Source organism: Pseudomonas frederiksbergensis (assembly GCF_001874645.1).
Taxonomy (GTDB): Bacteria; Pseudomonadota; Gammaproteobacteria; order Pseudomonadales; family Pseudomonadaceae; genus Aquipseudomonas; species Aquipseudomonas frederiksbergensis_B.
Genome location: NZ_CP017886.1, coordinates 2,814,311 through 2,835,224 on the forward strand (window position 1 = coordinate 2,814,311; position 20,914 = coordinate 2,835,224).

The 20,914-nt window shown below is 59.1% G+C and carries 20 protein-coding genes; 19 read left to right on the top strand and 1 reads right to left on the bottom strand.

What is annotated here, in order from left to right:
* Positions 1-96 precede the first annotated feature (96 nt).
* The 19 genes from BLL42_RS13540 to BLL42_RS13630 all read left to right on the top strand — a co-directional run bounded on the left by BLL42_RS13540 (position 97) and on the right by BLL42_RS13630 (position 19,498).
* The gene (locus BLL42_RS13540) at positions 97-1,017 is read left to right on the top strand and encodes a LysR family transcriptional regulator (RefSeq protein WP_071552550.1); all 921 of its coding nucleotides are present in this window, start codon (positions 97-99) and stop codon (positions 1,015-1,017) included.
* Positions 1,018-1,447: 430 nt separating this feature from the next.
* Positions 1,448-2,569, top strand: coding sequence for a Re/Si-specific NAD(P)(+) transhydrogenase subunit alpha (locus BLL42_RS13545; protein ID WP_071552551.1), 1,122 nt, complete (start codon positions 1,448-1,450; stop codon positions 2,567-2,569).
* A gap of 15 nt (positions 2,570-2,584) precedes the next feature.
* Complete coding sequence (locus BLL42_RS13550) at positions 2,585-2,908, top strand: NAD(P) transhydrogenase subunit alpha part 2 (RefSeq protein ID WP_003187010.1); 324 nt, start codon at positions 2,585-2,587, stop codon at positions 2,906-2,908.
* The gene (locus BLL42_RS13555) at positions 2,908-4,344 is read left to right on the top strand and encodes an NAD(P)(+) transhydrogenase (Re/Si-specific) subunit beta (RefSeq protein WP_071552552.1); all 1,437 of its coding nucleotides are present in this window, start codon (positions 2,908-2,910) and stop codon (positions 4,342-4,344) included. Before BLL42_RS13550 ends, BLL42_RS13555 begins: the two co-directional genes overlap by 1 nt.
* Before the next feature lie 192 nt (positions 4,345-4,536).
* Positions 4,537-6,030 carry a succinyl-CoA:acetate CoA-transferase ScpC gene (gene scpC / locus BLL42_RS13560; RefSeq protein WP_071552553.1) on the top strand — a complete coding sequence of 498 codons (1,494 nt, stop codon included), beginning with the start codon at positions 4,537-4,539 and terminating at the stop codon, positions 6,028-6,030.
* A gap of 319 nt (positions 6,031-6,349) precedes the next feature.
* A complete protein-coding gene (locus BLL42_RS13565) occupies positions 6,350-6,565 on the top strand; it encodes a DUF1127 domain-containing protein (RefSeq protein ID WP_071552554.1) in 216 nt (71 codons plus the stop codon).
* Positions 6,566-6,834: 269 nt separating this feature from the next.
* The gene (locus tag BLL42_RS13570) at positions 6,835-7,044 is read left to right on the top strand and encodes a DUF1127 domain-containing protein (RefSeq protein WP_081427305.1); all 210 of its coding nucleotides are present in this window, start codon (positions 6,835-6,837) and stop codon (positions 7,042-7,044) included.
* 179 nt (positions 7,045-7,223) lie between these two features.
* A complete protein-coding gene (locus BLL42_RS13575) occupies positions 7,224-7,541 on the top strand; it encodes a DUF2388 domain-containing protein (protein WP_071552555.1) in 318 nt (105 codons plus the stop codon).
* Between the two features lie 106 nt (positions 7,542-7,647).
* A complete protein-coding gene (locus tag BLL42_RS13580; protein WP_071552556.1) occupies positions 7,648-7,956 on the top strand; it encodes a DUF2388 domain-containing protein in 309 nt (102 codons plus the stop codon).
* Between the two features lie 26 nt (positions 7,957-7,982).
* Positions 7,983-8,300 (top strand): DUF2388 domain-containing protein, encoded by a 318-nt coding sequence (locus tag BLL42_RS13585; protein ID WP_071552557.1) that lies wholly within the window; start codon positions 7,983-7,985, stop codon positions 8,298-8,300.
* Positions 8,297-10,258 carry a DUF7844 domain-containing protein gene (locus tag BLL42_RS13590; protein ID WP_071552558.1) on the top strand — a complete coding sequence of 654 codons (1,962 nt, stop codon included), beginning with the start codon at positions 8,297-8,299 and terminating at the stop codon, positions 10,256-10,258. Before BLL42_RS13585 ends, BLL42_RS13590 begins: the two co-directional genes overlap by 4 nt.
* A gap of 269 nt (positions 10,259-10,527) precedes the next feature.
* On the top strand, positions 10,528-11,835 hold the full coding sequence (locus BLL42_RS13595; protein ID WP_071552559.1) for a CitMHS family transporter: 1,308 nt from the start codon (positions 10,528-10,530) through the stop codon (positions 11,833-11,835).
* 70 nt (positions 11,836-11,905) lie between these two features.
* Complete coding sequence (locus BLL42_RS13600; RefSeq protein WP_071552560.1) at positions 11,906-12,673, top strand: TerC family protein; 768 nt, start codon at positions 11,906-11,908, stop codon at positions 12,671-12,673.
* 325 nt (positions 12,674-12,998) lie between these two features.
* On the top strand, positions 12,999-14,639 hold the full coding sequence (locus tag BLL42_RS13605; RefSeq protein WP_071552561.1) for a Na/Pi cotransporter family protein: 1,641 nt from the start codon (positions 12,999-13,001) through the stop codon (positions 14,637-14,639).
* Between the two features lie 237 nt (positions 14,640-14,876).
* Positions 14,877-15,920, top strand: coding sequence for a DUF5924 family protein (locus tag BLL42_RS13610; RefSeq protein WP_071552562.1), 1,044 nt, complete (start codon positions 14,877-14,879; stop codon positions 15,918-15,920).
* Between the two features lie 54 nt (positions 15,921-15,974).
* Entirely contained in the window at positions 15,975-17,123 is a 1,149-nt protein-coding gene (locus tag BLL42_RS13615; protein ID WP_071552563.1) for an ABC transporter permease, read from the top strand.
* A complete protein-coding gene (locus tag BLL42_RS13620; RefSeq protein ID WP_071552564.1) occupies positions 17,120-17,923 on the top strand; it encodes an ABC transporter ATP-binding protein in 804 nt (267 codons plus the stop codon). Before BLL42_RS13615 ends, BLL42_RS13620 begins: the two co-directional genes overlap by 4 nt.
* 1 nt (position 17,924) lies before the next feature.
* Positions 17,925-18,863, top strand: coding sequence for an MlaD family protein (locus BLL42_RS13625; RefSeq protein WP_071552565.1), 939 nt, complete (start codon positions 17,925-17,927; stop codon positions 18,861-18,863).
* Positions 18,860-19,498 carry an ABC-type transport auxiliary lipoprotein family protein gene (locus BLL42_RS13630; protein WP_071552566.1) on the top strand — a complete coding sequence of 213 codons (639 nt, stop codon included), beginning with the start codon at positions 18,860-18,862 and terminating at the stop codon, positions 19,496-19,498. Before BLL42_RS13625 ends, BLL42_RS13630 begins: the two co-directional genes overlap by 4 nt.
* Before the next feature lie 76 nt (positions 19,499-19,574).
* On the opposite strand, the gene BLL42_RS13635 is transcribed toward BLL42_RS13630, so the two are convergent.
* On the bottom strand, positions 19,575-20,804 hold the full coding sequence (locus tag BLL42_RS13635) for a spore maturation protein (RefSeq protein WP_071552567.1): 1,230 nt from the start codon (positions 20,802-20,804) through the stop codon (positions 19,575-19,577).
* Between the last annotated feature and the right edge of the window lie 110 nt (positions 20,805-20,914).

A 20,914-nucleotide genomic window follows, 5' to 3' on the forward strand; every position in this document is an offset into this window, starting at 1 on the left:
TGGGCAAACGAGGATTTTGCATACTGTTGTGCTAATTTCTCACTCCGTAACGGCCTGAAACGGCATCTATGCAAACCATTAGTGAGGCTTCTGTACATGCGCAGGAAGATACCCAGCACTGCTGCACTGATCAGCTTCGAAGCCGCAGCCCGCCATGAGAGCTTTACCAAGGCCGCTCAAGAGCTATCGCTGACCCAAGGCGCGATATGCCGACAGATCGCCAGCCTGGAGGAGTTCCTCAGCGTCGAACTGTTCCGACGCTCGCGACGCGGAGTGAAGCTGACCGAGGCAGGACTTTCCTACAGCCGGCGAGTCGCAACCCAACTGGACGCCGTTGAACGGGACACGCTGTCGGTGATGGGCCAGCAGGGCGCCAACGTCATCGAACTGGCGGTCGTGCCGACCTTTGGCACCCAATGGCTGTTACCACGGCTCAAGGACTTCCAGCAGCAACATCCGGAAGTCACGGTCAACCTGACCAACCGCACGCGGCCCTTTCTGTTTGCCGACACCGACTTTGACGCCGCGATCTACTTTGGTGACGCCGATTGGTCCGGCACAGAATCCCACAGGCTGATGGGCGAGAATCCGATGCCGGTGTGCAGCCCTGCATTACTCGCTGATCGCGCCCACCTCAGCGCTGACGTGATTGCCGACCTGCCGCTGCTGCAACAGACCACGCGCCCTTACGCCTGGCGCCAGTGGTTCGACTCACAGCACCTTAATGTCCCCCGCGACATGACAGGTCCGCGTTACGAGCTATTCTCCATGCTGGCTCAGGCAGCCATGCATGACATGGGCATCGCACTGATCCCACCGTTCCTGATTCAGCGTGAGTTGGCGGAGAAACGACTGGTGATTGCCAACCCTCAGGCCCTGTCGAGCATCAAGGCCTATTACCTGATGATTCCTGATCGAAAGGTCGAATCGGCCTCTTTACGCGCCTTTCGCGATTGGCTGGTTAACCAGGCACACAGCTACAACCTAGAGGGGCAGGGCTTATACGCGATTAGCTGACCTCGTAGTCAGTAAAATCAAAGCACTACAGATATAAGTATTTGTCGCATTTAAGCAGACTATACTCGCTGAAGGCACAATCGTCCCACAAGCGCCTAACGGCGTGGCTTTGAGGTCCTTATCCAAAGCAATATTGCATCATTCACAGCGCCGATGTGTAAACTCTTGAATTTCGGCAAAAACCCCTACAAGGCTTGGTCTATAAGGGATTTGAGCCGTTACTTGCGACATTCGGTCACAGGGTGACTTGTAGTTAATTTTCCGTCACCCATCATAATCCCTTGAAGGCCACAAAGTTCGCCTGCAAAATGCCGCGCCCCGCCCGAAATACGGCGGGATCGTGCTGATCGGCCGCCCCAGCCGCACCCTCCGCAGTGCGCTGGCCTTCTAATAAAGATCGAAAGCAATAAGATCAAGCAGGAGATTTGACGTGCACATTGGTGTTCCTCTCGAAACCCAGACCGGTGAAACGCGGGTTGCTGCAACCCCGGAAACCATCAAGAAGCTGATCGGCCAGGGTCATAAAGTCACTGTGCAAAGCGGTGCCGGCATTAATGCCAGCGTTGTCGACAGTGCTTATGAAGCGGCAGGCGCAATGATTGGCAGTGCCAACGATACATTTGGCGCAGAGCTGATTCTCAAGGTCGTCGCCCCCAGCGACAGCGAACTAGCCCTGATCAAACGCGGTACCGTGCTGGTGGGCATGCTCAACCCGTTCAGCAATGAAACCATTGCCAAGCTGGCTGAGTGCGGCATTACCGCGTTCTCCCTGGAAGCCGCTCCGCGCACTTCCCGCGCGCAAAGCCTTGATGTGCTGTCCTCGCAAGCCAACATTGCCGGCTATAAAGCTGTGTTGTTGGCCGCCCATCACTATCCGCGCTTCATGCCGATGTTGATGACGGCAGCAGGCACCGTGAAGGCCGCTCGCGTGCTGATTCTTGGCGCCGGCGTGGCTGGTTTGCAGGCGATTGCCACCGCCAAACGTCTGGGCGCAGTGATTGAAGCGTCCGATGTGCGTCCGGCCGTGAAGGAACAGATCGAATCCCTCGGCGCCAAGTTCGTCGACGTCCCTTACGAGACCGATGAAGAGCGCGAATGCGCCGTTGGTGTCGGCGGTTACGCACGCCCCATGCCGGCCAGCTGGATGCAACGTCAGGCCCTGGCCGTGCACGAGCGCGCCAAGCAAGCCGATATCGTCATTACCACAGCGCTGATTCCCGGCCGCAAGGCACCGGTATTGCTGAGCGCTGAAACCGTCGCGCAGATGAAACCAGGTTCGGTGGTCATCGACCTGGCCGCTGCGCAAGGCGGTAACTGCCCGCTGACCGTGGCCGACCAGGTAATCGTCGCGCACGGCGTGACCATTGCCGGCCCGACCAACCTGGCAGCACAGGTCGGTGCAGACGCCTCCGCTCTGTATGCCCGTAACCTGCTGGACTTCCTGAAGTTGGTCTTCACACCTGAAGGTCAATTCCAGATCAACCTAGAAGACGACATCGTCGCCGCGTGCCTGATGTGCCGCGACGGCCAAGTCATCCGCAAAAACGCCTAAGCAGGGATTCAGACGATGGAAGAGCTTATCTCCCCCGGTATCTACAACCTGATCATCTTCGTGCTGGCGATTTATGTCGGTTATCACGTGGTCTGGAACGTTACACCCGCGCTGCACACACCACTGATGGCCGTCACCAACGCCATTTCGGCCATCGTGATCGTCGGCGCCATGCTGGCCGCTGCTTTGACCGTGACACCACTGGGCAAGACCATGGGCACCCTCGCTGTGGCTCTGGCTGCGGTAAACGTGTTCGGCGGCTTCCTGGTGACCCGCAGGATGCTTGAGATGTTCAAGAAAAAAGCCCCGAAAGCGGTAAAAGAAGAGGCGCCTAAGTAATGAGCATGAATCTTGTAACGACGCTCTACCTGATAGCGTCGATCTGCTTTATCCAGGCCCTGAAGGGCTTGTCACACCCGACCTCGTCGCGACGCGGCAATGTGTACGGGATGCTCGGCATGGCGCTGGCCATTGTCACTACCGTGGGCCTGGTGTTCAAACTGGGTTCTGAGCTGGCCACCGCCGGTATCGGTTACGTGATCGTCGGCCTGCTGATCGGCGGCACCGCCGGTTCGATCATGGCCAAACGCGTTGAAATGACCAAGATGCCGGAACTGGTCGCGTTCATGCACAGCATGATCGGTATGGCAGCGGTGTTCATCGCCATCGCCGCCGTGGTCGAGCCGCAGTCTCTGGGCATCGTCAAACAGCTGGGTGATTCGATCCCGGCCGGTAACCGTCTGGAGTTGTTCCTCGGCGCGGCCATCGGTGCCATTACCTTCTCCGGTTCGGTGATTGCGTTCGGCAAGCTATCGGGCAAATACAAATTCCGCCTGTTCCAGGGTGCACCGGTACAGTTCGGTGGCCAACACAAAATCAACCTGCTGTTGGGTCTGGCCACACTGGGCCTGGGCATCACCTTTATGGTGACCGGTAACCTCGGCGCCTTCGCCCTGATGCTGGCCCTGGCCTTCGTGCTGGGCGTGCTGATCATCATCCCGATTGGCGGCGCCGACATGCCGGTCGTGGTGTCGATGCTCAACAGCTATTCCGGCTGGGCAGCGGCGGGGATCGGTTTCTCGCTGAACAACTCGATGCTGATCATTGCCGGCTCCCTGGTCGGTTCGTCCGGTGCGATCCTCTCGTACATCATGTGCAAAGCGATGAACCGCTCGTTCTTCAACGTACTGCTCGGTGGCTTCGGCAACACTGTAGACGCGGCGGGTCCTGCCGGCTCGAAAGAAGCCCGTCCGGTGAAATCCGGCTCGGCTGATGACGCAACGTTCCTGCTGACCAACGCCGACACCGTGATCATCGTTCCAGGCTACGGCCTGGCGGTAGCACGGGCACAGCACGCGCTTAAAGAGCTGACCGAGAAGCTGACCCATCGTGGCGTGACCGTGAAATACGCGATCCACCCGGTAGCCGGTCGCATGCCCGGCCACATGAACGTGCTGCTGGCCGAGGCTGAAGTGCCTTACGACCAGGTGTTCGAGATGGAAGACATCAACTCCGAATTCGGTCAGGCCGACGTGGTGCTGGTGCTCGGCGCCAACGACGTGGTCAACCCGGCGGCGAAGAACGATCCGAAATCGCCGATCGCCGGCATGCCGATTCTCGAAGCCTTCAAGGCCAAGACCATCATCGTCAACAAGCGCTCGATGGCCAGCGGTTATGCCGGTCTGGACAACGAACTGTTCTACCTCGATAAAACCATGATGGTCTTCGGCGACGCCAAGAAAGTCATCGAAGACATGGTTAAAGCCGTCGAGTAAAGATTGCTCTAGCGCAATACCCAAAAACCCTGGCCTTAGTAGGCTGGGGTTTTTTATTGCACACAAAATTAACTGCAGAAACCCGACCAAAGGCTCTAAATCAGCTGCCGGCATTCGACCATGGTCGCGGGGCGATTTTTTTTGAAATCACTAGACTGCGCATCTTGCTTCCGTTGCCCGAGATAACAATCCATGTACCGTGATCGTATCCGCTTGCCTTCGTTGTTGAATAAGGTAATGAGCGCCGCTGACGCTGCCGCTCTGATTCAGGACGGCATGACCGTCGGCATGAGCGGGTTCACCCGCGCCGGCGAAGCCAAAGCCGTGCCCCATGCACTGGCCGAACGCGCCAAGGTCACGCCGCTGAAAATCAGCTTGATGACCGGCGCCAGCCTGGGCAACGACCTCGACAAACAGCTGACCGAGGCCGGTGTGCTGGCCCGTCGTATGCCATTTCAGGTCGACAGTACACTGCGCAAGGCGATCAACGCCGGCGAGGTGATGTTCATTGACCAGCACCTGTCGGAAACCGTGGAACAGCTGCGCAATAAGCAACTCAAGCTGCCGGACATCGCGGTGATTGAAGCAGTAGCGATCACAGAGCTTGGCCATATCGTGCCAACGACCTCGGTCGGCAACTCGGCCAGCTTCGCGATTTTCGCCAAACAGGTGATCGTCGAGATCAATCTGGCGCACAACCCGAATCTGGAAGGTCTGCACGACATTTATATCCCGACCTACCGTCCGACCCGCACGCCGATTCCGCTGGTCAAGGTCGACGACCGCATCGGCAGCACCGCGATCCCGATACCGCCGGAAAAAATCGTCGCCATCGTCATCACTAATCAGTCCGACTCGCCGTCCACGGTGTTGCCGCCGGACAGCGACACCCAGGCCATCGCCGACCATCTGATCGACTTCTTCAAACAGGAAGTGGAGGCAGGGCGCATGACCAACAAGCTCGGCCCGCTGCAGGCAGGTATCGGTAACATCGCCAACTCGGTGATGTGCGGCCTGATCGACTCGCCGTTCGAAGAACTGACCATGTACTCCGAAGTCCTGCAGGACTCAACCTTCGACCTGATCGACGCCGGAAAACTGAGCTTCGCCTCGGGCAGCTCGATCACCCTGTCGAGCCGACGCAATGCCGATGTGTTTGGCAACCTGGAGCGTTACAAGGACAAACTGGTGCTGCGCCCACAGGAGATCTCCAACCACCCTGAAGTGGTTCGTCGCCTGGGCATCATCGGCATCAATACGGCGCTGGAGTTCGACCTGTACGGCAACGTCAACTCCACCCACGTCTGCGGTACGCGGATGATGAACGGCATTGGTGGTTCCGGTGACTTTGCCCGTAACGCGCACCTGGCGATCTTTGTCACCAAGTCGATTGCCAAGGGCGGGGCGATTTCCAGTGTGGTGCCGATGGTCAGCCATGTTGACCACACCGAGCATGACGTCGACATCCTCGTTACCGAGATCGGCCTTGCCGACTTGCGTGGCCTGGCGCCACGGGAGCGGGCGCGGGTGGTTATCGACAACTGCGTGCACCCGGACTACCGCGAAGCGTTGAATGCCTACTTCGAGGCGGCCTGCGCCGTCGGCGGACATACCCCGCACATCCTGCGCGATGCCCTCAGCTGGCACATCAACCTGGAAGAAACCGGCAGAATGCTCGCCGTGTGATTGATACAGATGGCAGCTGACGCAAACACAATTTCGTCAGCTTGCCACTGCCTATCTAATATCCTTCAAAAACTGTACTGCTGTACCGGTCATTTCCTAGCGTAATTGCCTACACCTCCAAGCCAAACACCAAGAAATGCACCATTAAGGTGCCGACAGGTACAGTTGCCTCATTTTCGAGCAGTACAGCACCTATTAACAGTTAACTGGTCCCTCACAATACAGGTGAACTGTATCTAGAGAGACTGGCCAAACGAGAGGATCATTGGCATCAGTTAAACCACTACCTAATCCCGCCATAAGCGGAAGGATGTCAATCATGGAACGTACACTCAGTTCCGAAATGTTCTTCGAAGACAACGCTGTAAAAACCCAGGCTTCCATGCCTCTTCGCGTTATCGCCAACCTGATGCTGTGGCAGCGCCGCATCTCCAGCCGCCATCAACTGGCTCGTCTGGATTCGCGTCTGCTGGCTGACGCAGGGATTAGCGAAGCACAACGCTACGAAGAGCTGAACAAGCCGTTCTGGCGCTAAGTTAGCGTCGCTGGCCCTGACCCACCGGGTCCACCGCCAGCACCCCGAATTGCACACACAAAACCCGTCGTGGGAAACCACGACGGGTTTTGTCGTTTCAGGGCTGAAAACGTCGGGTACAGAAGGGCAGCCGCATAACAGGTACAGTTTCAACAAAAACAAAACTGAACCAGTACAATTCAACACTGGTGTAGCTGCTCTAGCGACGGCGAAGCGACCAACATGGTGTCCCAAGGCTGCTCAATCAGCCTGTTCGCGAGGAATACACCATGAATCAGTTACTTGATGTTCCCCTCCCGCCTACTCGCAAGCCTTCTTTACTCAAGTTTATGGCCCGGCTGATCGCCGCTACCGGTCGAAGCATGGTAAGAGCGCGCACCCGCCGCCTACTGGCGCAACTTAATGAACAGCAGCTGTCTGACATAGGTATCAGCCATTCTGATCGACTGGCCGAACTGGACAAACCTTTTTGGCGCTAACGTGTCTAGATGGGGTAACAGGGCTATTCGAACGGTTGAACAACGGCCTAATATCCGAAGACAACGTGGCGAGCCCTGCACAGGGTACGTCTGATCTCTCAGACGTTATGCATCACGCAGTGGCTGCCCAGCGTTATTCTTGGCGCCACTATTTATGGTTTATTCTCAGGAGTTACCCCATGTCCCGTCTTCGTCTGCTCAGCGCTGCAGCCCTACTGGCCGTGGCTGCCAATTCGCATGCCTCCAGCTTCATCGTCACCACTGACGCTGTCGTCGGCGCGCTCAAGTCCAGCTCCGACGCCACATCCAACCTCTCGTCTTCGCTGCGGGACAAGAAGATCGTTCGCGCCGCCCGTGATGACGCTGCCAGTTTCGTGGCCAGCGAAGGCGCCATCCGTGGCGTCCGCCTGGAAAGTGCTCTCGACTACATCCACACACAGGCTCCACAGTTGAAAGCCACTGACGCACAGCTGGCTCAAGCCATTCTGGCCATCTGATCGACGTCGGAATACGGGGCTCTCACAATGGGCCCCGTTTCCTCAGCCCTGGCTCTGGCCCGGGCATTGCGCTAGCCTTGAGGCTCGTTTCCAGCCGTCGAGTCTCATGCATTTTTTTTCAAAACCATTCATCACATCCCTGTTTATCACTGTCTGCTGGACCAACCCGGCCCATGCCCTGGACCTGTCCACGCAGAACCTCGTCGTCACCACTTATGCGACAAGCAAGGTGACCTCCGCGCCCTTCGACCATAAACTGCTACTCGCCGCCCACGATGATGCGGCGGCGTTCATTGCCAGTGACGGTCAACTGCGAGGAGCGCAACTGGAGTCCACTCTGGTTTACCTGCGCCAGACCCAGCCAAAACTTCATGCCAGTGACCTTGAACTGGCACAGGCAATTCTCATCCAATAGTTATCCTGATCTTCCGGAGTCGTTCCATGCGTAGCCCGCTGATTGCTGCCTTCCTTGGCCTGTTGTTGGCCGATGTGGCCCAGGCACATACCCTGGTAGCCACCAGTAACATGATCATCCGCGCCTCCCAGCGCACCCTCGATTTCACGTCTGACACCACTACCTCGATTCGTGACTCGAAAGTCGTCCGTGAAGCCCACGACGACGCGGCCAGTTTTGTCGCCAGCAATGGCGATATCCGTGGCGCGCATCTGGAAGCTGCCTTCGACACCTTGCGCACCCGTGTGCCGGAAGCCCGCGACGCCAGCGATCAAGTCCTCGCCGAAGCCATTCTCGCACTGTGAGAGCGCTAGCCGCCTGGCTGTTGGCCGGGGCCGTATTACTGCTTTGCAGCACGGCTCAGGCGAGCCTGCAATTACGCCTCAAGACCGATGGTCTGAGTCCGGCAGAACAACAGGCCAGCCAGGCACTGCTGGATGAAGCGATGCAGGCATTGCCGCCGCGCTTTATCCAGCAACTGGATCGTCGGATCGATGTTGGCTGGACCGACGAAATGCCCGGCAACGCCTACGGAGAGGCGTCTCTGGTGTCTGAACTGGACCTCAATCGCAACTTGCTGGCCGGCCTCACCGACGGCAGCGCCGCGACGAAAAAAACCAATCGCCCCCACGGCACCGTACGCCGCGAAATGCTCGCCACGGTGCTGCATGAGCTCACGCATATTTACGACCGTGCGCGCTTGTGGACAAGTGCCGAGCGTTTGCTGGTCCAACGCTGTACGCGACAGAGCAATAGTTCGGGCCTGGTCGGCATTCCCGATCAATGCCGTGGTCAGACTGACCGTCGTTTCACCTTGAGCGACGATCCGCGCCTGCTGGACCTTGCCGGCTGGCCGCAATACGTCGGCCGTCGCGGTGAACGCGAACAGCACAACCGACAAATTGCCCGTAGCCCGGACCTTTACGAGACGAGCAGCCCCAAGGAATTTGTCGCGGTCAACATGGAGTACTTCCTCCTCGACCCGAGCTACGCCTGCCGCCGACCGGCGCTGTACCGTTATTACCAGGAACACTTCGGCTGGGCTCCACCGGCAATAGACAACTGCACCCAATCCTTTGCCTTCCTGAACGCGGGCAACGACTTTGCCAAACAACCGTTGGGCCAGGTCGATCCGGAACGGGTCTACGCCGTCGACTACCTGCTGGCCGAAGCCAATCAAAATCTGGTCAGCCGCTGGGGTCACAGCATGTTGCGGCTGGTGATCTGTGCACCCGGTCGCCCACGCGGGCCCGACTGTCGACTGGATCTGGAATATTCCCTGGTGCTGTCCTACCGCGCCTTTGTCGGCGACGTACAACTGTCGAGCTGGGATGGTCTGGTCGGAAAATACCCGTCGCGACTCTTCGTGTTGCCGCTGTCACAAGTCATCGACGAATACACCAAGACCGAACTGCGCAGTCTGGCCTCGGTGCCGCTCAAGCTGTCGCGCAGTGAAATTGGGGAACTGGTCGAGCACGCTGCCGAGATGCATTGGAGCTACGACGGCAACTATTTCTTCCTGTCCAACAACTGCGCGGTCGAGAGCCTGAAGCTGCTGCGCAGCGGCAGTAACAATCCACAGCTGGTCGGCCTGGACAGCATCATGCCCAACGGTTTGCTGGAAGTACTCAAGGCCCGCGGACTGGCGGATACCAGCGTGCTCGACAATCCGCGCGAGGCCTTGCGTCTGGGCTATCGCTTCGACTCGTTCCGCGATCGCTATCAAGCGATGTTCGAGGTGCTGAAAAAGCACCTGCCGATCAAACAGGACAAGGTTGAAGACTGGATGGCGCTGACTGCCGCAGAACGTCGCACGTGGTTTGAGCGGGCCGACCTGCGCACCAGCGCTGCACTGCTGTTGCTGGAGCAGGCGAGTTTCCGGCAGCAATTGTTGCTGGCCCAGAATGAGGTGAAACAACGTTACCTGGATGCCCGCGAGTTGAAAAACGGCGGCATGGATCAGGCCAATCAGACCTTGAAGCAGATTCTCGCCAGCAGCGGTTTCCTCAGTCGTCCCGCAGAACTGCTCGACAGGGGCGGTTACGGGCTGCCACAGCCCAATGAATGGAAACGCCTGGAGTCGGAAAGCAGCACGCGACAGAAGAAATTGCAGGTGTTGACCGGTGATCTGGACAAAGAGGTCAGGGTGCTCCTTGAGCCAGGTCGAGCAGCCGAGATCGCGGCGAATGAGGCCAACATCAAACAGCTGGGCGAGCATTTGCGGGCGCTGCATAAGGCGGCCGGCGGGCTGGAGTTGCCTTAAGTCAAAAGATCGTCCGGTGTTTGCCCAGCGAAAGCTGGCTGAAAGGTTTGCCGATTAGGATCGCCCGCACTGCCGGCAACAGACCGGTTGGCCAAACGAATGTCGCAACGTTCGCCCGGCCCTATTCACAACAACAACAATGGTGATCCTGATGTCCGCTCGTACCCGCCTGTTTGCCCCGGCTCCCCCCGTACGCCTCGTGCTTCCCGTTCTGCGCTGACCCCACCCGGTTCGCCATTCCCTAGCCGCGCTACGCCTGGAGTATTCCCATGCTGACTTTCCTTGGCTTTGCCATGGTCATCACGTTCATGTACCTGATCATGACGAAGCGCCTTTCAGCGCTGATCGCGCTGATCATTGTTCCGATCCTGTTCGCCCTGTTCGGTGGTTTTGCCCCGAAGATCGGCCCGATGATGCTCGAAGGCATCACCAAGCTGGCCCCGACCGGGGTGATGCTGATGTTCGCCATCCTCTATTTCGCCCTGATGATCGACTCCGGCCTGTTTGACCCCGCCGTGCGCAAGATCCTCAAACTGGTCAAAGGCGACCCGCTGAAGGTTTCCGTGGGCACCGCTGTGCTGGCCCTGGTGGTGTCCATGGACGGTGACGGCGCCACGACTTACATGATCTGCGTAGCCGCCATGCTGCCGCTGTACAGCCGCATCGGCATGAGCCCACGGATCATGGCCGGCCTGATCATCCTCGCCGGCGGAGTGATGAACATGACCCCGTGGGGCGGCCCGACCGCACGTGCCGCCAGTGCGCTGCATGTCGACCCGTCGGACATCTTTGTGCCGATGATCCCGGCCATGCTCGCGGGTGTGGTGGCAATCCTGGCGATTGCCTACCTGTACGGTAAACGTGAGCGTGCGCGTCTGGGTGAGTTGCACCTGATCGGCGACGAAATCGACCACAGTGAAATCAGCGTTTCGCAGTTCCCGGATGCTCGCCGTCCAACGCTGATCTGGTTCAACGGTGCCCTGACCCTGGCCCTGATGTGTACCTTGATCGCCGGCCTGCTGCCACTGCCTGTGTTGTTCATGGTCGCGTTCAGTATTGCGATGATCGTCAACTACCCCTGCCTGCAACAGCAAAAAGATCGCGTTGCGGCCCACGCCGGTAGCGTCCTGGCGGTGGTCGGGCTGATTTTCGCCGCCGGTATCTTCACCGGTATCCTGAGCGGCACCGGCATGGTCGATGCCATGTCGAAAAGCCTGCTGGCCGTGATCCCGGACTTCCTGGGTCCGTACCTGGCCGTGATCACCGCACTGGCGAGCATGCCGTTCACCTTTTTCATGTCCAATGATGCGTTTTACTACGGTGTATTGCCGGTTCTGGCCGAAGCCGCCAGCCATTACGGCATCACCGCAGTCGAAATGGCACGAGCCTCGATCGTTGGCCAACCCGTCCACTTGCTGAGCCCGCTGGTACCCTCCACCTACTTGCTGGTAGCGCTGGCAGGGATCGAATTTGGCGACCACCAACGCTTTACCCTGAAGTGGGCAGTACTGGTCTGCATGTGCATACTCGTCGCTGCATTGCTGATGGGGATTTTCCCGCTGTTCAGCACCTTGTAACGGCATCAACTCACCACGCCGCCAGCTAAATGCTGGCGGCGTGGTTTAACACTCGCTCAAAGGAATACACATGGAATGGCTGACCAACCCTGAAATCTGGGTTGCCTTCTTCACGCTGACCGCCCTGGAAATCGTTCTGGGCATCGACAACATCATCATGATCTCGATCCTCGTCAGCCGCATGCCCAAGCACATGCAGGCGCGCACCCGGATCTTCGGTCTGGCACTGGCCATGATCACGCGGATCCTCTTGCTGCTGTCGATCACCTGGGTCATGCGACTGACCGCCGACTTGTTTGTGCTCTTCGGTCAGGGTATTTCCGGGCGAGACCTGATCCTGTTCTTCGGTGGTCTGTTCCTGCTGTGGAAAAGCTCCCAGGAGATGTACCACGCGCTGGAAGGTGAAGACGAAACCTCCGACGAGCCAGGCGGCAATGGCGGTAATTTCCTCTACACCATCGTCCAGATCGCGATCATCGACATCGTGTTCTCTCTGGACTCGGTGATCACCGCGGTCGGCATGGTGTCCCATGTTCCGGTCATGGTGGCCGCGATCATCGTTGCGGTACTGGTGATGATGATGGCCGCCGGCAAGATCAGCGAGTTCATCGACAGGCATCCGTCGCTGAAAATGCTCGCGTTGTCGTTCCTGCTGGTGGTGGGCACCGTGCTGATCGCCGAAGCCTTCGGTGTGCATGTACCAAAAGGCTACGTCTACTTCGCCATGGCGTTCTCGCTGGCCGTGGAAGCAATCAACATCAAGCTGCGCACCGCGATGGCGAAAAAGAAGCAACGACAGGAGCCGGTGAAACTGCGCAAGGACATCCCGGGTCAATAACCCGAATGCGCTGTAGAAGAAGGGGCTTTCGGGCTAATGCCAGTCAGTTAAGCGTTGGCTACCCCAAAAGATCGCAGCCTGCGGCAGTTCCTACGCCGAACGGTCCAATCCGTACGTAAATCCGTAGGAGCTGCCGCAGGCTGCGATCTTTTGGGCCCCTTTTTCACGTCTGCATGAAGCTGTCTCCATGACAGTTTTGTTTCAATCAACTCTTTAGCTATGCGATGCTGGCGCCCGGACCGTTAGCCAACTACAGCTTAAGTACAGAACGTAGCGGCACCGTCAACTTGCTCCATTGGGGCGCTGTTCATTCAGGGGGCCCAGTATGCTGACCCTGCTCAATCTACTGTCCGCCGTCGCCTTGCTGATTTGGGGCACGCACATTGTCCGAACCGGCATCCTGCGGGTCTACGGCTCGAACCTGCGCCATGTCATTGGCCAGAATATGTCCAAACGCTGGCTGGCTTTTATCGCCGGGATTCTCGTCACCTCCATGGTCCAGAGCAGCAACGCCACGGCGATGCTGGTGACCTCGTTTGTTGGCCAGGGGTTGATGGCGCTGACGCCCGCCTTGGCGACCATGCTCGGTGCCGACGTCGGTACTGCACTCATGGCGCGGGTCCTGACGCTGGATTTGTCATGGCTGTCGCCGCTGCTGATTTTCCTCGGGGTGATTTTCTTTCTCTCACGCAAGCAGACGCGTGCGGGCCAGCTCGGCCGGGTCGGCATCGGTCTGGGGCTGATTATTCTCGCACTGCAATTGATCGTCGAAGCGGCCGATCCGATCACCCACGCTCACGGCGTCAAAGTGTTGTTTGCCTCGCTGACGGGCGACCTCCTGCTCGATGCCCTCGTGGGTGCGCTGTTCGCGATGATTTCCTACTCCAGCCTGGCCGCCGTCCTGCTCACCGCAACCCTTGCCGGTGCCGGAGTGATCAGCCTGCCGGTGGCCATCGGTCTGGTGATCGGCGCCAACATCGGCAGCGGTGTCCTGGCATTTCTCAGCACCAGCATGCAGAACACTGCCGGACGTCAGGTAGCGTTGGGCAGCCTGCTCTACAAGATGATCGGCCTTTTGTTGATCATTCCAGTGCTCGGCCCGTTGGTGCACTGGATGGACAGCCTCAGATACCGCCCGCAAGGCCTGGTGATCGGCTTTCATCTGCTCTACAACACGGTGCGTTGCCTGGTGCTGTTGCCCAGCGTCGGTCCGATGGCCAGAGTCTGCGCCTGGCTATTGCCAGAGCGCCCGGAAATCAATGGTCAGGCCAAGCCACGCCATCTGGACCCGACAGCGCTCGCCACACCAAGCCTGGCCTTGGCCAACGCCGCCAGGGAAACTCTGCGCATCGGTGACCTGATCGACAACATGCTCGAAGCCATGCTTGATGTACTGCGTGGCAAGCAAACCGCCGTCACTCAGGAAGTGCGCCGCCTGAGTGATGACGTCGAAGCACTCTGCAGCGCAATCAAACTCTATCTGGCGCAGATGCCCCGTGAAGACCTCAGCGATCAGGACAGTCGGCGCTGGGCAGAGATCATCGAGCTGGCGATCAATCTGAAACTCGCCTCTGACCTGATCGAACGCATGCTACGCAAGGTCCAGCAGCAGAAGACCTCGCAACGCCGTTCCTTTTCCGACGTCGGCCTGGAAGAGCTGGCGGGGTTGCACCATCAGTTGATCGCCAACCTGCGTCTGGGGCTGTCGGTGTTTCTGAGTGCCGACAAGGAAAGCGCCCGGCAGCTGCTGCGTGAGAAACGTCGTTTCCGTGCACAGGAAAGACGCCTCGCTCACGCCCATGTCAACCGCTTGCATCGCAAGATCGTGCAAAGCATCGAAACCAGCACACTGCACCTGGAATTGATCGCTGACATGAGACGCTTGAACTCGCTGTTCTGTGGCAGCGCCTATGTGGTCCTGGAAACCGTCGAAATGGGTACATTGGCCGCCGACGATGAAGGCTGACATCAGCCATTCACCCTGAACGTCCAGCGTTGAAGGAAGTCACTTAGAAGGTCGAATTTACTCGCCAGGGTTGCTGGGCGGGGTGTTGGGTTTGATTGGGGCTGATGGGCTGGCGGTTGCATCGGCAATAAGGGCCGCGTTCAGACGATCTTTTTCGCACACCAAGCTTTCTCGCAACATCACTGTGCCAGCGTTATCCTGTCGGGGTTTTTTCCTACGACAATTGCGAACCGCCGAATGCCTATCCTGACCCTTTATGTACAGCGCATCCTCGAACTGATGAAGCGCTATCCTGGGGTCATTGCGCTTGGTGGTTTCATTTCAGGGGTCGGTAGTTTCATTCTGGTCGACCGCCAACAAAGCCTGGCGACCTGGATTGCGCTCATCATGCTGATCAGCTGGCTCTGGCTGATGCTGGAAAACAGCCTGACGGAGCTGTTCGCCAAAGTCTTCAAGCGTGAGATCCCGCCGCCGTTGTTGCGCTATGCGACGCAGATGATTCATCAGGAAAGTCTGTTCTTCGTCTTGCCGTTCTTTTTCATCACCACCACCTGGAACAGTGGGCAACTGGTGTTCACCGGACTGCTCGGGGCGGCAGCGCTGATTTCGATCACCGATCCGCTGTATTACAAATGGCTGGCGCCGCGTCGTTGGTTGTTCCTGGCGATGCATACGCTGACGCTGTTCGCCGCGCTGCTGACTGCATTGCCGATTATCCTGCACCTGACCACCGCTCAGAGTTTCAAACTGGCGCTGGGCATCGCCATGCTGTTGTCCTTCCCGAGCTTGGCGTCGATCTTTCCGATTCGCACGATTCGCGGCGGTCTGAGCGTGCTCGGCATCACCCTGGCCATCGGCTGCGCCGGCTGGTTGCTGCGCTCCTGGGTGCCACCAGCCACCCTGTGGATGACGGAAGTGGCGATCAGCACGCAGCTGCAGGACCGCACGCCCGGCGACAGCCTCGATGAAGTCAGTGTCGCGCAATTGCGCAAGGACGGCCTCTACGCATACACCGCAATCAACGCCCCGCGCGGGCTCGATGAGCGGATCTATCACGTTTGGAAATTCAACGGCGCAGAGGTCGACCGCATTGCGCTGGACATCCACGGCGGACGCAAGGAAGGTTACCGCGCCTGGAGCCACAAACAGAACTTCCCGGGTAATCCGGTCGGAGACTGGCAGGTACAGGTTCTCACCGAAGACGGTCAGATGATCGGCGTGCTGCGCTTCGACGTGACCGACTTGGGTCAAAACACAGTTGCGCCGAGCGAGGCAAAGTAACCGGGATCGTGCTATTACGTAGCTCTGCGTATCAGCCGAACAAGCTTGGAGACTATGACCAGCAACATGATGGCCGGCAGTGCCCAACTCGATACTTCGAACACCCCTGCGCGGTTGCGGGTCACGGGTGACTGGACGCTCGCCCATTACGCCGACCTCAAACGCCTGAGCGATTCCCTCAAAGGTCAGTACGACGACCAAACCCCCATCGACCTCAACGGTCTCGGCGCACTCGACACCGCCGGTGCCTCGTTGCTGGTTGAACTGCTCGGTGCCGAGCGCCTCGGCAAGTCCGCCGAGCACCCCGATTGCCGCCTGTCCGCAGCCGACCGTGCGCTGCTGCAAACAGTCTATTGCTCGCTGACCGACTTCTGCATCCCCGTCAAAGAGCCCGAAATCAGTGTCGGCATTCAACTGCTGACCCGCATCGGGCGCGCGGTTGATGCGGTCTGGCAGGACACCCTGCAACTGTTGGGTTTTGTCGGCCTGATTCTGGAAACCATCGCTCGCAGTCTGTTTCGCCCCAAGCGCTGGCGGATCACCCCGATGGTCGCGCACATCGAACAAACCGGCCTCGACGCCGCGCCCATCGTCGCCTTGCTGACCTTCATGGTGGGTGCAGTAGTGGCCTTCCTCGGTGCCACGGTGCTTGCCAGTTTTGGTGCGAGCATATTTACCGTGGACCTGGTGGCGTTCTCCTTCCTGCGTGAATTTGGTGTGTTGCTGACCGCGATTCTGATGGCCGGGCGCACCGCCAGTGCCTTCACCGCGCAAATCGGCTCGATGAAAGCCAATGAAGAAATCGACGCGATCCGCACGTTAGGCCTCGATCCGATAGAGCTGCTGGTGGTGCCGCGGGTGCTGGCGCTGCTGGTGGCGCTGCCGATGCTGACCTTTCTGGCGATGCTCTCGGGGATTGTCGGTGGCGGAGTAGTCTGTGCGATATCGCTGGGCATTTCGCCGGCGATGTTCCTCTCGTTGCTGCAATCGGACATCGGCGTTCAACATTTTCTGGTCGGCATGGTCAAAGCACCGATCTTCGCCTTCCTGATTGCCGCCGTCGGTTGCCTGGAGGGTTTCAAGGTCAGCGGCAGCGCTGAATCCGTTGGCGCCCACACCACCTCCAGTGTGGTGCAGTCGATTTTTGTGGTGATTGTGCTCGACGCAGTCGCCGCGTTGTTCTTTATGGAGATGGGCTGGTGAGTCGTTTACCCCGTGCGCCCTGCGAGGCGGTGATCGAAGTCCGTGGGCTGTGCAATCGCTTCGGCCGCCAGAGCGTGCATGAAAACCTCGACCTGGATTTGTACAAGGGCGAGATTCTCGCCGTGGTCGGCGGCTCCGGTAGCGGCAAATCAGTGTTGCTGCGCAGCATTGTCGGTCTGCGCCGGCCCAGCGAAGGCATGGTGAAGGTATTTGGCAAGAACCTGCCCAACCTGTCGGACCACGAGCGCTCAATGGTCGAGCGGCGCTTCGGCGTGCTGTTTCAGAAGGGCGCGTTGTTCTCTTCGCTGACCGTGACCGAAAACGTCGCCCTGCCATTGATCGAGCACGCCGGCCTGAGTCGCGACGACGCCGAGCATCTGGCGGCGGTTAAACTGGCCTTGGCCGGTCTGCCGCTGTCAGCTGCCGACAAGTACCCGGCTTCGCTGTCCGGCGGCATGATCAAACGCGCGGCGCTGGCCCGCGCCCTGGCACTGGACCCGGACATCCTGTTTCTCGATGAACCGACCGCCGGCCTTGATCCGATCGGTGCGGCAGCGTTCGATCAATTGATTCTGACCCTGCGCGATGCGTTGGGATTGAGCGTTTTCCTGGTCACCCATGACCTCGATACGCTGTACACCATCACCGACCGAGTCGCGGTGCTGGCGCAGAAAAAAGTGCTGGTGGCCGACGCCATCGACAAAGTGTCGGAAACCGACGACGCGTGGATTCACCAATACTTCCATGGCCCACGCGGCCGCGCGGCACTTTCAGCCGCTCAACAGCTCAACGAGGTATGACATGGAAACCCGAGCCCATCATGTATTGATCGGCCTGTTCACCGTATTGGTGGTGGCCGGTGCGTTGTTATTCGGTCTGTGGCTGGCCAAGTCCAGCGTCGACACCGCCTTCAAGGATTACGAGGTGGTTTTCAACGAGGCAGTCAGCGGCCTGTCCAAAGGCAGTGCAGTGCAGTACAGCGGGATCAAGGTCGGCGATGTGGTGAGTTTGCGCCTCGACCCCAAAGACCCGCGCCGGGTATTGGCACGAATTCGTTTGGGCGGCGACACCCCGATCAAGGAAGACACCCAGGCGAAACTGGCGTTGACCGGCATCACCGGCACCTCGATCATCCAGCTCAGCGGGGGTACGCCGCAGAGCCCCGAGCTGGAAGGCAAGAACGGTAATCTGCCGGAAATTGTCGCCTCGCCTTCGCCCATCTCACGGTTGCTGAACAACAGCGATGACCTGATGAGCAGCGTCAACCTGTTGCTGCATAACGCCAACCAGATGATGTCGCCGGAAAACGCCGAGCGTCTGAGCAACACCCTTGAGCATCTGGAGCAAACCACAGGGACCATCGCCGAACAGCGTGGGGATCTGCGCCAGGCCATGCAGCAACTGGCGTCGGTAGGCAAACAGGCCAGCGCCACCCTGGAGCAGACTTCTGCGTTGATGCGTAACGCCAACGGCATGCTCAACGATCAGGGCAAACAGATGTTCGGCAGTGCCGAGCAGGCCATGAAGTCGCTGGAGCAGAGCACGGCAACCATCAACAGCTTGCTGACGGACAACCAGGACGCGCTGAATAACGGCATGCAGGGGCTCAACAGTCTGGCGCCGGCAGTCCGTGAATTGCGCGACACCCTGAGTTCGTTACGCGCCATCTCTCGTCGCCTGGAATCCAATCCCAGCGGTTACTTGCTGGGCGGCGACAAGAACAAGGAGTTCACCCCATGAAGCCTGTCTACCGCGCCTTCGCCCATTGCACGCTGTTGGCGAGTTTCGCGCTGACCGGTGCCTGCTCGATATTGCCCAAGGCCGACCCGCTGGACGTTTATCGCCTGCCCTCGGCGCAGAGTACTGCGTCGTCGACGCGTACCAACCCTGTGACATGGTCGCTGCGTCTGGCCAAACCCCAGGCGAGCGACGCACTCAACAGCGCCAAGATCGCGGTGATCCCTCAAGGCGATCTGATCAGCAGCTACAAGGCTTCGCGCTGGAGCGATCCTACGCCGATCCTGCTGCGCAATCGGCTGCTCGCCGGGTTTGCACAGGACGGCCGAGTGCAATTGCTGAGCACCGACGACAGCAACTTGCAGACGGACCTGGAGCTGGGTGGGAATCTGCAGGCGTTCCAGACGGAATATCAAGGTAACACCGCACAAGTGGTCGTTAGCCTGGATGCGCTGCTGGTGCGTGGCAATGACCAGCGGATTCTCGCCAGCCGCCGCTTCGAAGTACGCCAGCCATTAAGCGATGTGAAGGTGCCCGCAGTGGTGGCCGGGTTTGGTCAGGCCAGTGACACGCTCACGGCGCAGGTGATTGCGTGGACGGTAGAGCTGGGGCAGAAGAGCGCACCTATGAAACCCTGAACGCAAAAGATCGCAGCCTTCGGCAGCTCCTACACACGCTTCCCGTAGGAGCTGCCGCAGGCTGCGATCTTTTGAGTCAACCAAAGAACCAGTAGCAAACCCCGATCGCTCCCAGCACCCCGGCGAGTTCTGCCAGCAGTGCACAGCCCACGGCATGCCGCGCACGCTGAATGCTCACCGCTCCGAAGTACACCGCCAGCACATAGAACGTGGTTTCGGTACTGCCCTGAATGGTCGCTGCCACCAGCGCCGGGAAGCTGTCGACACCTTGAGTCTTCATTGTTTCGATCAGCATCGCCCGCGCAGCGCTGCCGGAGAACGGTTTGACCATCGCGGTTGGCAGGGCATCGACGAAACGCGTGTCCCATCCAGCCCATTGCACCAGATGACGAATCCCGTCCAGGCCGAAGTCCAGCGCCCCGGACGCTCGCAACACGCCCACCGCACAGAGCATCGCGACCAGATACGGCAGCAGGTTCTTGGCGACATCAAAGCCTTCTTTGGCACCCTCGACGAATGCTTCGTAGACCTTGACCTTGCGCAGCGCGCCAATCACCAGAAACAGCATGATCAACCCGAACATTGTCAGGTTACCGAGGATCGACGACAGGCTCGCCAGAGCAGTCGCTGAGAGCGCCGTCAACAGCGCCATGAACCCACCCAGTATCAGCGCACCCGGAATAAGGTAAGCCAGCACCACCGGGTCCCACAGCCGAAGGCGCTGCATGAACGCCACCGACAGCAGGCCGACGATGGTTGAACAACTGGTCGCCAGCAAAATCGGCAGAAACACCAGTGTCGGGTCGGCCGCACCTTGCTGGGCGCGGTACATGAAGATAGTCACGGGTAGCAGGGTCAGGGACGATGCGTTAAGCACCAGAAACAGGATTTGTGCATTGCTCGCGACCGTGGTGCTGGGGTTGAGCTCCTGCAACGCACGCATAGCCTTGAGACCAATCGGCGTAGCGGCATTGTCGAGACCCAGAGTGTTGGCAGCAAAGTTGAGGGTGATCAGGCCGATGGCCGGATGACCCGGAGGCACTTCGGGCATCAGCCGCAGGAACAGCGGGCCGAGCACCTTGGCCAACCAGTCGACGATCCCGGCTTTTTCAGCGATCCGCAGAAAGCCCAGCCACAGGGTCAGGGTGCCGAACAGCAACACCATCACGTCGACCGACAGCTTGGCCATGGCGAAGATGCTCTCCACCATCGTCGCGAAGATCCCGGCATTGCCGCCGATCAGCCACTGTGCGAGTGCCGAAACGGCCGCCACGATGAAAAAGCCAAGCCACAGGCCATTGAGCATCAGTTAAATCCCCCAGAAGATGCGCGAATGATAGCGGGGTGGGCAGAAACGACAAACCCCGGATTTCTCCGGGGTTTGTGGATTGGACGCGGAGCGTCCGTGGATGCATT